This is a genomic window from Cytobacillus sp. NCCP-133, from assembly GCF_026011715.1.
In the GTDB taxonomy this organism is placed as follows: domain Bacteria; phylum Bacillota; class Bacilli; order Bacillales; family Cytobacillaceae; genus Cytobacillus.
In genome coordinates this window covers 48,322-61,218 of the sequence record NZ_BRVM01000014.1, presented here as the reverse complement: position 1 = coordinate 61,218, position 12,897 = coordinate 48,322, and the positions used below count along the sequence as shown (strand labels likewise).

Below are 12,897 nucleotides of genomic sequence, written 5' to 3'. Positions count from 1 at the left end.
GCTATTCTGATCATGAAATATTATTTTAATAGATGAAAATATTTCCCCGACCGTTTCCTTATCTCTTCTGTTTTTTCCTGAGGAAAAACAGCAATGAAACAAGTAGACGGGCCTGAAGATTTGTGGATATCCACTTCTGCATTAAACTCATCCCCACTGAAAGCCTTATTGGAAAATAGTTCATTCAGCTTGTATAGGATTCCTTTTGAACCAACAGGAAGGGTCACGACCTCACTGAGTGAATTTATTTCTTGGAATAAGTCCAACGGAACAATATCCAGCCCATGCTGGATTACCTCTTCACCGACTAGCGGAGAGCCAATTACAGCGATACTAGACTCGTTTGTAAAAGGAATTTGCCCCTGATCCCCATTTTCCACTTTTTTCCCCAAAACAGATAACCCTACAGCTGACTGAGATAATTGAAAGTTGCTTTCTGTACTTCCGCTTATTACCAGATTTGTTAAGCCTAGCTCGTTCATGCCTTGTTCAATCCCTTTTACAAGAGAACTCCACGCCTCATCACCGCAGAAATTCTGCATGATCACCGCGAATGGTTCCCCACCCGCAGAAAGACATTCCATCACAGAAACACGAAAAGTAAAGTACGCAACCGTTTCATAGGGTACATGCACTGCGTCCTGATCTTTTTCTCCAATCGCTCCGCTATTATCAGCTGCAATAACTAATGTATCACCGGAGCTGACGGAAAAGGTGATGACGTCTCTCATTGCCCTTCACTCATTTTAGTAAAGTGAGGTTCAAGTATCCTCACAAGTCTTGGAATAGCTATATAGGCAATAACGGTATTTAAAACAGATCCGATAAATAAAGATGGCACTATCGCCAAGTAGAATGCTTTACCCATTAAAAAGATGAAAGGAAGCGGCGCAGCAAAGGCATTGCCAAGTATAAAAAGAACACCAGCCTGCCAGCGCCTGCCTCTGCGGTATAAATAACCAAAGGCGAATGCTAAGAGTGCCATCTCAGCAGCTATGAGAAAATGCAGCGGCCCGAGAGGCATCCCTCCTAATAAAGCGGATAGAAGATGGCCAACGGATGCAACCGCAGCACCTCCCCAGCCCCCAAGCAGCACAGCCGCCAGCAGGGCAGGAAAGGCATCCAGAGCAACACTCCCAATAATAGCAGGAATTTTTATTGCTGCACCTGCAGCGGTTAAAGCGATGAGCATCGCTGCCAAAGAAACCTTCATGCTTTTCATTTATTTGTCCTCCTTGCGCTTCCCTTCCCTGAACACTTTTGCACTTCGGACGTACTCCACATCCTTTTCGTTAAGCCGGAAGTTAATAACCCTTGCCAGAGCAAAGAAATAATCGGATAAGCGGTTCAGGTATTTTAAGGCAACTGCAGATGTTTCCGGATCTGCTTTTCGTAAAGAGACAACGAGCCTTTCCGCTCTTCTTGTTACGGTCCTTGCGATATGAATCGATGCAGAAGCAGGTGCCCCTCCTGGCAGAATAAACCGTTCGAGCTCTGGTGCTTCCTCGATAAGCACATCGATTTTAGACTCCAAATAGTCAACCGAATCCTTGCCAAGCTTCAGCTCCCGATTCTTTGAGACATTGGCTAAATCTCCGCCGCAGTCGAAAAGCTCATGCTGGATTTTCTCAAGATCAACCAGTACGTCCTGAAAAATGGCAGGATCAAGCTGTGTTATAGCCTGTCCGACAAAACAGTTTACTTCATCCACAGTACCGTATGCCTCAACCCTTACATCATCCTTTTCAACTCTTCCCCCGATAATGCTCGTTTTTCCTTCATCGCCAGTTCTTGTGTAAAGCTTCATTGCTCAATCCCCTTTTTATTTTATTTTTTGGCTTATGCCATACCAAATTAAGTCAATACGATCTGCAGCCGCAGCGGTGTCCTGATAGGCCCATCCGGTTACATCCCGCCAGTATCGATCAGCGGCTTCCACCGGAACAATCCCTTTTGAAATATCTGACCCTATTAAAATAACTCTCCTATGAATGTCTTCTTTCTCCCAACCAAGCCAAAACCTTAGCTGATTTTTCCATCTGGTTCGAACCTCATCGGTATTAAACTCTTTTGCCAGGCCGCGGATCCACAACTCAACGCCTTCTAGTATGTGAATATCAGCGGAATTTTGATCCGTATCCATGTTGACTTTTCCCTTGTAGGCGGAAATCCACTGATACTGGACCTCCTCCAGACGATAGAAATCCTTCACCCACTTGGATTTGCCGTTAAAGGCACCTCCCGTAACAAAGTGCATCTCTCACCCCTCCTTAATCCTTCCTGTTTCCAGCTAAATTCGTATCCTTTACCAAAGGGAACCTGCCACTCCCAAAACTCTTTAGCTTCGGGTGCATATTTACTTAATAAGTACCGCATCACACCGCCATGTGTAACAATCGCGGCTGTTCTGATCTCTTCATCCAGCATTCTGTGAATCAGCTTATTCCAGCCCCTATCCACTCTTTCTGTAAATTCGCCGAATGATTCACCGTTAGGAGGTTTATGGGTGAAAGGTATCTCTAACCAGCTTCGATAATCAGCATTATCTTTCAATTCCTCATAAGTTTTGCCTTCCCATTTCCCAAAATGGATTTCCCGCCAATCTTTGCTTGCATCTGGAGTAGTTCCCGGAAAGAGAATATTGGCTGTTTGCCGGCATCTTCCTAAATCACTGGATAAAATCAGCTCGTAACCGGCAGAAACTTTGATAAGATTCTGATTAATGGGGCAAAGAGATGAATCTGTCCAGCCCAGGTAGGCATGGCGTTTATTTGCTTCCGTTATCCCATGGCGAAATAATGCAATAACCACACGATCATCCATAGGAAAACCTCCATCCCTTCCACACTTGCACCCAGTATATCCCCTGTCATGCCGCCAAACCAGGCGATGACTTTTTTTGATATGAACAGGAAAAACAGTACTGAAAAAACCGTCATGGCCAAAAATCCGAGAGTAGCTTGTGCCCCTGTGAACAATGCCGCAGCAGCGATCAGCAGAAGGAAGAATGGGTAGATAAATAAAGTTGTTTTTGTGGCTGCCTGCTGAAATAAAGAACCAAGCCCTTCTTTTTTTGCAGCCTGGATGTTTATCAGTAAAACACCCATTACCATTTTGCTTAAAAAAGGGATCAAAGTGATGAGAAAGTATGTAGCAGATTGTGATAAAAGCACAATTTCATAGATAAACAAAAAGCGGACGCTCAGCAAAACGATAATGGACATTACCCCGAAGGCTCCTACCCGGGGATCACTCATGATTTCAAGCCGTTTCTCCTGATCCCGGTAGGAGAAGAATGCATCGCTCGCATCCATCCACCCATCGAGATGAATACCGCCAGTCAATATAATCCCTGCCAGCCATACCGCAAACGCAGCAGTCAAAACGGAAAATGGTGTCCATTCAAGGAAAGCATAAAGAATGAACGCATATATCCCCCCCTGAATGAGTCCTGCCAGCGGAAACGTTTTGATCGCTTTCTCAAGGTGAATCTTATCCATCGGCATCGCTATCGGAATGGGGATGCTGGTGAAAAATTGAAGGTTTATCAATAATCCTCTAAGCCATTTCATTTTGTTTTCTCCAATTAAAGATGATTTCCTTTAATTTTTCCCAGTCAAAGTGCTTCTGCAGGTGTTCTGCCAGTTCATTGTACTTTTCATCCTTCAATGCTTTAATAGGCACTGGATCCTTACATGGATAGCCCTTTTGTTTGCGCAATGAATTCAGCCACCCACCCCGCCATTCATCATTATGGAAGATGTGATGCATATAAGTCCCAATGAGCTTGCCTTCCCTTCCATAAAACCCCTCTTCTTCTCCGTTCTCAAGGAGCAGCAGGCGTTTTCCTGAACATTCATTTTCAAGAAGTGTCTCACCTAAGTGAATCTCATATCCATCTAGACTTTCCCTCATGCCTAGCTCTATGCTTGGATGCAGCCTTCCCTTCACCTGAAGGGTCTTCTTCTTTTCATGGAAATAGGTATCCGCAGGGATCAAGTTTAAGCCTTTTTCCTTTTCAACTGGAGATCCTGTATCAGTACCCGCCATATCAATTAAATTCCGGCCAAGCATCTGATAGCCGCCGCAAATACCAGTGATATATCCTCCCTCTTCCGCATACCACACAAGCCAATCAGCCAGCCCTTTTTCTTTAAAATAGCGTAAATCGTGGATCGTGCTCTTTGTGCCAGGAATAACAACAGCATCCGGGGTGCCAATCTCCGATAGATGCCTCACCCACCTAATGCTCACATCCTCTTCATAATAAAAAGGATCTATGTCACTGAAGTTTGAAATATATGGAGGCCTGAGCACAGCGATATCCAGGATGCCATCACCCGTTTTTCTGGCGAAAGGCTGAATGGAAAGAGAATCCTCTCCATCAATCATATGGTCATTCAAATAAGGGAGAATCCCGAGAACTGGTATACCCGTCTTTTCCTCAATCCATTTAACGCCATCTTCAAACAGGCCAATATCCCCGCGAAATTTATTAATGATAATTCCAGCAACCCGTTTTCTTTCCTCTTCTGTGAAAAGCTCTAACGTGCCGATAATACTTGCAAAAACTCCGCCCCTGTCAATATCGGCGACCAGAATCACAGGTACATCCGCCATTTCAGCGACTTTCATATTAACTAGTTCTCTATCTTTTAAATTAATCTCAACAGGGCTTCCGGCTCCCTCTATCACGAGCAATTCAAAATGAGCTTCGAGCAGCTGCAGAGCCTCCTCAATCGTCTTCAATCCTTTTTCATAAAAAGTTTCACGATAGCTTTTTCCTGATAGAGAATCAATTGCTTTCCCCAGCAGGATGACTTCCGCATGCTGTTCGGATTGAGGCTTAAGAAGAATGGGATTCATCCAGACAGATGCATCCGCCCTTGCCGCCTCAGCCTGAATGCCCTGGGCCCTGCCGATTTCACATCCATCCTTTGTTACATATGAATTGTTGGACATATTTTGTGATTTAAAGGGAGCTGCCCGAAGACCTTCATTGGAGAATGCCCGACAAAAAGCCGTAGCAATCAAACTTTTCCCTACATCTGATGAAGTTCCTTGAATCATAATTCCTTGCATGCCGGTTCTCCTTTCATTTGAATGGGAATGCCTGATTCAATGAGATAGGCCTGATTCGCGATTTCGACCATTTTTTGATGAAGACAGCCCAGGATTTTCCCATATATAAACACCAGCTCATTTCCGCCAATCGGTTCATTCAATACTTCATTGCTGACAACTATGATGGTTTTGCACCTCTTACGGATTTCATTAATGGCATGCAGAATATCAGATGACACTTTCTCCTGAAAATCCTGTTTCCTCCATAGGTTTTCGGCCGAAAAAAGCTCATTATTCAGGAGAGTTGTCAAACAGTCGAACAAAACGATATCCTTATCGCCAAAAACGCCGGAAAGCTCTGCAAGCCGTACAGGCTGCTCCCAAGTTGTCCAGCTTATGCCGTTTTTTTTCCGGTCTTCCTTATGCCTCAGAATTCTGGCTTCCATTTCAGAGTCGCACGCTTTTCCTGCAGCAATATAATGAAGTTTTCCGCCAGTCTGTTTTGCCAGATCAGCAGCAGCTTTTTCAGCGAAAGAGCTTTTTCCGCTGCGAACTCCCCCAGAAATAAACATTAGCGAACCTTTCGCCATTCCTTTATCGCCTCCATCAGCTTCTCATTATCATTCGGACCTTTAATCGCAAAACGAAGCCACTCTCCTTCCAAACCGGGAAAATTCATCGTGTGCCTAGGGATTATTCCCTTTTCAAGCAAAAATTGAAAAAGAGGGAGCTGATTATCTATTTTTGTATCTTTTAACAAATAAAAATTCACGGAAGAAGGGGAGACAGCAAATTCCAGCTTCCGATAAAAATGAGCCAGCCTTTCTCTTTCCTGTTTAATCAATTTCTTCGTTAATTGGACATGCTTTTCACTTTCAAGGCACCACTCTCCTGCTTTTAAAGCGAGAGCATTTACACTCCAGTGAGGTTTTAGAGTAGATACACTTTCTATTAAAGACTCGTTTGCGAGCAAATACCCCAGACGCAGTCCTGGAATTGAAAACATTTTTGTCATAGAGCGCAGCACCATAACATGCAAGTGGCTGTTTATTATAGGAATAATAGATTGGTATTCTTCAACGAAGTCATAAAAAGCTTCATCCATAACAAGCATACAATTATACACACGGCATCTTTCTATCAGTTCCTTTACAATCGCTGATGGGTAAAAAACACCGGTTGGATTGTTTGGATTACAGAAAAACAGGGCGTCAGCTTCCCTTAGTTTTAAAGATAACGCTTCCATATCCAATTCCCAGGTCTCAGGATCCAGCTGATGATAGGCAACCATGCATCCATTTACCCTGCAAGCCTCTTCATATTCCGAAAAGGCCGGCTGAATAATCAGCACCTTTTTCCCGGCTAACATCCTGCCGATTAGTGTAATCAGCTCTGCTCCGCCATTCCCGACTAGGATTTGCGTTTCCTTTATTCCCTCCCGGGCAGCCAATATATGTTTTAAGTGAGAAGCATGTGGATCCGGATAATCTGTAATATACTCAAAAAGATTATTCCACCTTACTTTTAACTCCTGAGGAGGGCCAAGCGGATTTATATTCGCACTGAAGTCTACCCGTTCTGCAGGCATTTCCTTATTCATAGCTTCATATAAATATCGGGGATTAGAGCCGTGTGAGGGCCATTTCAAGGAGCATCCCTCCTGTCCATAATAAGAGTAAAAATAGGAAAACAGCCCTTCTCATAATCGATATGCTTTTTAAAATATGTTCTTTGCCAAGAAGCACCATTGAATTTCCCATTGTTGCCCTGTCGGAGATGACGCCTTTATAAAAATTGATTCCCCCCAGCTGAATGCCAAGAAGAGCGGCCACAGCAGCTTCCCCCCAGCCGCTGTTAGGACTTGGATGCTTCTTTGCATCCCTTAGCAATATGACCCAGGCTTCTCCAGCTGAAGTGTGCTCAGGCCTTTGAGTGAGCATGATGCAAATCGATGTCAGCCGGCTGGGGATCCAGTTCGCGCTATCATCCACCTTTGCTGATGCCCATCCAAAATCTATAAATCTATCATTCATATGACCAACCATCGAATCGCACGTATTAATGGCCCGGTAGATAAGAGCCAGCGGAGCACCGCCTACCACTGCCCAAAGTAATGGAGCTGTAATGCCATCGCTTGTGTTTTCAGCTACTGTCTCCACGGCAGCCCGAACAATGCCTGGTTCATCCAGCCCCTCTGTATCCCTGCCAACAATGTGCGAAAGCTTTAATCTTGCCTTTTCTATATCTCCTTTTGCCAGAGGTTCATAGACCTCCAGTGCTGCGTCTTTTAAACTCTTTTGAGCAATCGCTGTGAAGATAAGAATTCCTTCTGCAAGGATGCCGGCGATCGGATGAATTCCATAGAAGATTCGGATGATTAAAAAGGATAAGCCTCCTATCACCAGCACGATAACTGACAGCATGATGATTCCTTTTAATTTTCTGAAACGGCCTCTGTTAAGGATTTTTTCAAGTTTATGTATCAGGGCTCCCATCCACCTGACCGGATGCGGCCAGTTTGGCGGATCCCCTATAAGCTTATCTATCATGCAGGCAACTGTGAGAGCGATCAAATGATATAAAATCATTTCTTTATCCTTCTTTGCGAATTTTTTATCGCCTCAACAGTACATTCGTAAACACCTTTCCCAATCACCTTGCCAAGCGGCGTAATGGTCCCAGCGTACTCAAGGTTTTCCCCCTTCTGTGTGGCCGCAATCAAAATACTGTCTGTCGAGGTCCCAGTCGCAATCGTCCCTGTGACAGTATCCTTTACCTTCTGATCGTATAAGGCTCTTGTTTTTGCCTCTGTTGCTGTCATAATGCATTGAATAAAGGCTTCTTCTGTCAAGTTGCCATTAACGAAAATCCATGTATTGATTGTACCTGGAGTCAGATGATAAGAATGCTCTTCACTTTTCGAGGCATCAACAGCATTGCCAACGCCTGCTGTCACCACTACATAGACAGAGAATGTTTCTTCCTCAAAAAATTTGCTGCTATGATCCTCTACATATACGGCTGTCATCATCCCTACGGTTTCACCGGGTTCAAAACCAATTTCCTGAACAAATTCAGCCATCTCTGCTCTATGGTCACTGCAATCATAATTCTTGCTCACATGCCGATTTAGAAATATCCGATTCCATCCGGTGCCAGATCCTGTTACTCCTGATGACATGGTTTTCAGCGGAAATGGTGAACGAAGGATGATTAAGCCTTCCCTTATCTCAAAACTGTCTTGATCGATACGCTTCAATTGCCGGCTTTTTGCCTGAGCGCGTTCGGGCACCAAAACCATCTGAGGGGCCGGGACTCTGGGATGCGGAAGCTTTTCAATTTTTGTTCTGTAAACCTCACGAATCCGGCCTTCTTTTAACACTTCATTGGGAACGTGGTCGATATTGACTTCACCATTCTCCAGCAGCAATAGACGATCACAGTACAAGCCGGCCAAGTTCAAATCATGAAAAATGGAAATAACCGTAAGCCCGCAGTCTTTTGACCATACAGAAAGGAGGTCAAGCAGCTCTTTTTGATAGGACAAATCCAGATGGTTTGTCGGCTCATCAAGCAATAATATTTCAGGCTCCTGTGCAAGGGCCTGAGCTAAAAACACCCTCTGCCTTTCACCGCCGGATAATTGCTGGATATCATCATCCTGAAACTGGGAGATGCCCGTTTGTTCCATAACCCGATTGACCGCTTCCTCATCTTTATTGCTCCAGCTCTGAAACCAGCCTTTTTGATGGGCATACCGGCCAAGGGAAACTGTTTCTTTTACGGTATAAGAAAATGCTTGAGAGGAGTGCTGGGGCAAAACGGCAATAATTTTTGCAAGCTCTTTCGGTGTATACTTTGAAAGGGTCTTACCTTTGATTACAATATCTCCTGATTTATGGGGCAAAATGCCGCTCAGCATCTTCAGAATCGTTGTTTTTCCGCTTCCGTTCGGCCCCAATATCCCGAAAAGCTCTCCTTTTTTCACTTCAAAACTTATATTTTTTACAACCGGTGCACCGGCATACCCGCCAGTGACTTGCTGAACACTTAGCATGATTATCCACTTCTTTCTGTCCGTCTCTTCATCAAAATAAAGGCAAATGCAGGTGCACCAATTATCGCTGTAATTACACCGATTGGAAGCTCGGTAGGTGCAATGATTGTCCGGGATACCAGATCGGCAATGATCAGGAAGCCTGCTCCCATTAAAATGGATAAAGGCAACAGATGCCTATGATCAGGACCCCATAAGAGCCTGGTCAGGTGAGGAATCACAAGTCCTACAAATCCTATTGTCCCCGAAACAGCTACAGCAGCACCCGTTAAGATGGAGCCCGCTATTAGGATCATCATCTTTCTTTTCTGAACATCCACTCCAATATGCTGGGCCTTTTCCTCTCCAAATGACATAGCATTAAGCTCCTTGCTGTTCACCAAAAGAAGGATAGCACCTATCCCAAAGAACGGGATGATAATTTTAATATACGCCCATCCCCTCATCGATACACTGCCAAGAAGCCATCCAATAATCTGCCTAAGCTCTTCTCCAGTCAGGGCAATCATAAGAGAGATAAGGGCGCCAAGAAAGGAACTGAAGATAATGCCTGTTAAAATAATCGTTTCCACTTTCATGGATCGTTCAATATTTCTCGCAAATAGCAAAACGGCAAAAATAGTTAAGAATGAAAAAAGGATACTGAATAATGGCAAGGTAAACATCCCTGCGAAAGGAATAGATAAACCCAGAAACAAAGTTAAAACAGCACCGAGCGAAGCCCCCGAAGACACTCCAATTGTATATGGATCCGCCAGAGGATTTCTTAATAAACCTTGAAAGGCGGCTCCCGCAATTGCAAGAGACGCCCCTACCAGGCCAGCCAGCAATACGCGCGGCAGCCGAATATTCATAATGATATTTGAATGCATAGTGTCTGTATTTTCTAATGAAATAAACGGAAGAAGCTCAGCAGCTATCACTTTGATAATCGTGATGGGGGAAACAGATACTGTTCCAATTGAGATCCCCAATAGCGCGGCACAAAGCAAAAAAGCTGCTGCTGTAATATAAGCTAAGAATTTATTATTTAAATACGTCCGGATATACTGCTTTTGCAAGTTCCTCGACTCCTTCAATAATACGCGGGCCAGAGCGTGTAACCATATCGGAATCCACATCAGCAACTTGCTTATTCTTCACTGCGCTTATGTCCTGCCAGCCATCCCGGCTTATTATATTGCCAACAGCATCCTCAGTGTAATAACCATGGGTTGTGATGATTACATCCGGATTTCTTTCGATAATTGCTTCCGGATCCATTTTTGGCCATCCTTCTTCGGTAATGATATTTTCTGCATTGATCGCACTTAACATTTCATCCATAAATGTATCTTTTCCCGCCGTATAGATTTCAGGAGCAGGCGAAACTTCAACAAATACCGATTGGCGATCATCTTCTTTAATCCTTTGCGCTTTTGTTTTAATTTCATCTAATTTGCTCTTCATGTCCGCAACAAGCTGTTCTGCATCTTCTTTTACTCCAGCGGCAATTCCAATCATTTCAATAGATTCAAAAACCTGCTCAAAGCTTTTCGCATCATTGACAACAAGGACTGTCACACCCGCGTCCCTTAATTGCTGTAGACCTGCTTCCGAATTATGTGCGCTTGAAGCATGTGCAAGGACAAGATCTGGGTTTAAGGAGATAATTTTCTCCACATTAAATTCCATGCCCCCAATCTTTTCTTTCTCAGCGGCTTCGGCCGGGTAGTTATCAAAATCGGAGACTCCTACCACTTCCTGTCCCAGCCCTAGCCCAAAGGCAATTTCTGTGTTGCTTGGAATCATAGAAACGATTCTTTCAGGCTTTGATTCAATCACAACCTCATTATCAAGAGCATCTTTTATCGTTACAGGAAATGCAGACTCCTCTTCACTAGCCTTCTGCCCTTCCTCAGCTTTCTGCTTAGACTGCTCTGCACTCTCTCCACAGCCAGCCAGTACTCCTGCAGCAAGCAGCATAGCTAATAACAATGAATAAAACTTTTTCATTCTCATCAATCCTCCAATACTTTCTGACAAAATCCTGGTGATGCCAGGAAGACCTAAGCGCCCTGCCGCTGCCGATATTGAGAGGGGGCAGCGCTAGAGACAAGCCCGGCACCCAAAATAAATAAAAAACATCTCCTCGAACGGCAAGGAGATGTTTGTATGGTCATAATTCTCTGGGTTATGTAGCAAGAATAGATGGCCGGACCAAACACCTCCCTATCCTCGTAGGTTTAAGGGTGCTTTCGAATCAGGCAGGTCTCCTGGCTCATGGTCATTGCCATTCTGCGCCTTCCCATACAAATGTACAGTGGACTTGCAGACAGCTCCCATTTACAGTGGCGGGACCGCGCTGGATTTTCACCAGCTTCCCTATTAAGTCTTCAAAGAATAACGAAATGATGTGGCTTTACTCTCTTTAAGAAGACACCTGTTCTTTTATGCATATAAAATTTTTCTATATCCGATTATACACCATCCCGCTAGAAATGTAAGAGAAATTTGCTGAATGTTGTAAAAAAGTTCAGAATCCTATCGGGAGTAAATCTTCCACTCCCTAGTCTTCTTATCGAATACAATCTTTGCTTCACAAGGCTCCTTAGACATGGTTACATATTCGTCATACATATCATCCATATGTGCAAAATCACCGATAATCCAAATCGGAATTTCAATCCGTGTCCGATTTTGGTCAATATCCTTTATGGACAGCACTGCCCCTTCCTTCATTAAAGGTTTTAATGATAGAAGGACATCTCTTGTGATGGGGGGATATGTTTTCTTCTTTTTCATGCCGAGCAGCGTTTTTCCCACTTTCATTTGCCCCATTTTCCCAGGGATCACTTCCCCCAGCATCCGGTAGAAATCATTCAAATCCCGGTAATAGGTACGGTTAAACCAGCCGTCATCATGGGCAAGGTACACATACCGATTACTTAAATAATTGTAAAAAGGAGGCTTTAAGTGCTCTTTAACATGACCAAGATAAAGAATCTCAGCGATCGTCTGGCCCGGAAGTTCATTTACAGCCTCTTCTTCCTCAAAATCAATCCAGCAGAAATCGCCATAGCTATATACATCTTCTCCAACAAGCTTTCCGAGCTTATCTCTGGTTACAAAATCGAACATCGTATGCATATTGAAATCTCCATGCTCATAGCGGTGCTTCAGAAGCAGCAAATTATTAATTGAATCTGCAAGGGTTTGTACAAACTCGGCAAACTCAATTCCATATGTTAAAACATACTGATCCTGTTCATTAAGATGGACATAGATGAGTTCACGAATAGCATGATTTCTTTTTTTCAATGACGAAACCTCCGAACCGTTACAGAGTAATATCTATAGCAAACGCTCACAGCGGCTATTTATCGAAAAAGACAGCTTCTGTCTGCGAAACTGCCTGCTTGAACCTGACTGTTTTTTCCTCTCTTATTGTAGCAAAAATATGTAAAGATTTCTTTCCTGTTTAGAAAAATATTATAAATAGTTCCATTTTATTTCCATATACCCTCTTTATATCAAACTATTTTTTATGCCTTCAAATTATTAAAAGCCGGAAACTATCTCACTCCTCATTTCGTCTAAAGGTATAGGACTACACTGAAACAGCCATTGTAAGGGGTATCTATCTTTGTTAGGATAAAGTGAAACTTCAATCAGTGGGGGGTTTTTATCCCACTGATTGATTATTAAAGCCCAAAGGAAGCGGGGCACAAAGACACTGCCACAGGACGTGGCGTTCTTAGTCTTTGTTCTTCTTTAGGGCCTTTACGGACATTTTA

At 43.7% G+C, this 12,897-nt stretch carries 14 protein-coding genes and 1 riboswitch; all 14 genes read right to left on the bottom strand.

Annotated elements, in window-relative coordinates:
• Window positions 1–20: 20 nt before the first annotated feature.
• Window positions 21–731 (bottom strand): ATP-binding protein, encoded by a 711-nt coding sequence (locus tag NCCP133_RS15685; RefSeq protein WP_264806017.1) that lies wholly within the window; start codon window positions 729–731, stop codon window positions 21–23.
• The gene (locus NCCP133_RS15680; RefSeq protein ID WP_264806016.1) at window positions 728–1,222 is read right to left on the bottom strand and encodes an ECF transporter S component; all 495 of its coding nucleotides are present in this window, start codon (window positions 1,220–1,222) and stop codon (window positions 728–730) included. Before NCCP133_RS15680 ends, NCCP133_RS15685 begins: the two co-directional genes overlap by 4 nt.
• Window positions 1,223–1,807, bottom strand: coding sequence for a cob(I)yrinic acid a,c-diamide adenosyltransferase (locus NCCP133_RS15675; RefSeq protein ID WP_264806015.1), 585 nt, complete (start codon window positions 1,805–1,807; stop codon window positions 1,223–1,225).
• Window positions 1,808–1,822: 15 nt separating this feature from the next.
• Window positions 1,823–2,257, bottom strand: a complete 435-nt coding sequence (locus NCCP133_RS15670; RefSeq protein WP_264806014.1) for a bifunctional adenosylcobinamide kinase/adenosylcobinamide-phosphate guanylyltransferase — start codon at window positions 2,255–2,257, stop codon at window positions 1,823–1,825.
• A complete protein-coding gene (locus tag NCCP133_RS15665; protein WP_264806012.1) occupies window positions 2,209–2,823 on the bottom strand; it encodes a histidine phosphatase family protein in 615 nt (204 codons plus the stop codon). The genes NCCP133_RS15670 and NCCP133_RS15665 overlap by 49 nt, the downstream gene beginning before the upstream one ends.
• Window positions 2,781–3,572 (bottom strand): adenosylcobinamide-GDP ribazoletransferase, encoded by a 792-nt coding sequence (cobS, locus tag NCCP133_RS15660; protein WP_264806011.1) that lies wholly within the window; start codon window positions 3,570–3,572, stop codon window positions 2,781–2,783. The genes NCCP133_RS15665 and cobS overlap by 43 nt, the downstream gene beginning before the upstream one ends.
• Window positions 3,559–5,082, bottom strand: a complete 1,524-nt coding sequence (locus NCCP133_RS15655) for a cobyric acid synthase (RefSeq protein WP_264806010.1) — start codon at window positions 5,080–5,082, stop codon at window positions 3,559–3,561. The genes cobS and NCCP133_RS15655 overlap by 14 nt, the downstream gene beginning before the upstream one ends.
• The gene (locus tag NCCP133_RS15650; protein WP_264806009.1) at window positions 5,067–5,654 is read right to left on the bottom strand and encodes a bifunctional adenosylcobinamide kinase/adenosylcobinamide-phosphate guanylyltransferase; all 588 of its coding nucleotides are present in this window, start codon (window positions 5,652–5,654) and stop codon (window positions 5,067–5,069) included. Before NCCP133_RS15650 ends, NCCP133_RS15655 begins: the two co-directional genes overlap by 16 nt.
• Window positions 5,636–6,712, bottom strand: a complete 1,077-nt coding sequence (gene cobD / locus NCCP133_RS15645; RefSeq protein ID WP_264806007.1) for a threonine-phosphate decarboxylase CobD — start codon at window positions 6,710–6,712, stop codon at window positions 5,636–5,638. Before cobD ends, NCCP133_RS15650 begins: the two co-directional genes overlap by 19 nt.
• Entirely contained in the window at window positions 6,687–7,652 is a 966-nt protein-coding gene (cbiB, locus tag NCCP133_RS15640; RefSeq protein ID WP_264806006.1) for an adenosylcobinamide-phosphate synthase CbiB, read from the bottom strand. Before cbiB ends, cobD begins: the two co-directional genes overlap by 26 nt.
• Window positions 7,649–9,121: an adenosylcobinamide amidohydrolase gene (locus tag NCCP133_RS15635; RefSeq protein ID WP_264806005.1), complete on the bottom strand. Its 1,473-nt coding sequence runs from the start codon at window positions 9,119–9,121 to the stop codon at window positions 7,649–7,651. Before NCCP133_RS15635 ends, cbiB begins: the two co-directional genes overlap by 4 nt.
• Before the next feature lie 2 nt (window positions 9,122–9,123).
• The gene (locus tag NCCP133_RS15630) at window positions 9,124–10,182 is read right to left on the bottom strand and encodes a FecCD family ABC transporter permease (protein WP_264806004.1); all 1,059 of its coding nucleotides are present in this window, start codon (window positions 10,180–10,182) and stop codon (window positions 9,124–9,126) included.
• A complete protein-coding gene (locus tag NCCP133_RS15625) occupies window positions 10,148–11,116 on the bottom strand; it encodes an ABC transporter substrate-binding protein (protein ID WP_264806003.1) in 969 nt (322 codons plus the stop codon). Before NCCP133_RS15625 ends, NCCP133_RS15630 begins: the two co-directional genes overlap by 35 nt.
• Before the next feature lie 233 nt (window positions 11,117–11,349).
• Window positions 11,350–11,557, bottom strand: a riboswitch (cobalamin riboswitch).
• An 87-nt stretch (window positions 11,558–11,644) separates the two neighbouring features.
• The gene (locus NCCP133_RS15620) at window positions 11,645–12,421 is read right to left on the bottom strand and encodes a hypothetical protein (RefSeq protein ID WP_264806002.1); all 777 of its coding nucleotides are present in this window, start codon (window positions 12,419–12,421) and stop codon (window positions 11,645–11,647) included.
• Window positions 12,422–12,897: the final 476 nt, after the last annotated feature.

Bases quoted from the DNA above. Each gene is read 5' to 3' on its own strand.
- NCCP133_RS15685 (WP_264806017.1), bottom strand. From the start codon at position 731: ATGAGAGACGTCATCACCTTTTCCGTCAGCTCCGGTGATACATTAGTT.
- NCCP133_RS15680 (WP_264806016.1), bottom strand. From the start codon at position 1,222: ATGAAAAGCATGAAGGTTTCTTTGGCAGCGATGCTCATCGCTTTAACC.
- NCCP133_RS15675 (WP_264806015.1), bottom strand. From the start codon at position 1,807: ATGAAGCTTTACACAAGAACTGGCGATGAAGGAAAAACGAGCATTATC.
- NCCP133_RS15670 (WP_264806014.1), bottom strand. From the start codon at position 2,257: ATGCACTTTGTTACGGGAGGTGCCTTTAACGGCAAATCCAAGTGGGTG.
- NCCP133_RS15665 (WP_264806012.1), bottom strand. From the start codon at position 2,823: ATGGATGATCGTGTGGTTATTGCATTATTTCGCCATGGGATAACGGAA.
- cobS (WP_264806011.1), bottom strand. From the start codon at position 3,572: ATGAAATGGCTTAGAGGATTATTGATAAACCTTCAATTTTTCACCAGC.
- NCCP133_RS15655 (WP_264806010.1), bottom strand. From the start codon at position 5,082: ATGCAAGGAATTATGATTCAAGGAACTTCATCAGATGTAGGGAAAAGT.
- NCCP133_RS15650 (WP_264806009.1), bottom strand. From the start codon at position 5,654: ATGGCGAAAGGTTCGCTAATGTTTATTTCTGGGGGAGTTCGCAGCGGA.
- cbiB (WP_264806006.1), bottom strand. From the start codon at position 7,652: ATGATTTTATATCATTTGATCGCTCTCACAGTTGCCTGCATGATAGAT.
- NCCP133_RS15635 (WP_264806005.1), bottom strand. From the start codon at position 9,121: ATGCTAAGTGTTCAGCAAGTCACTGGCGGGTATGCCGGTGCACCGGTT.
- NCCP133_RS15625 (WP_264806003.1), bottom strand. From the start codon at position 11,116: ATGAAAAAGTTTTATTCATTGTTATTAGCTATGCTGCTTGCTGCAGGA.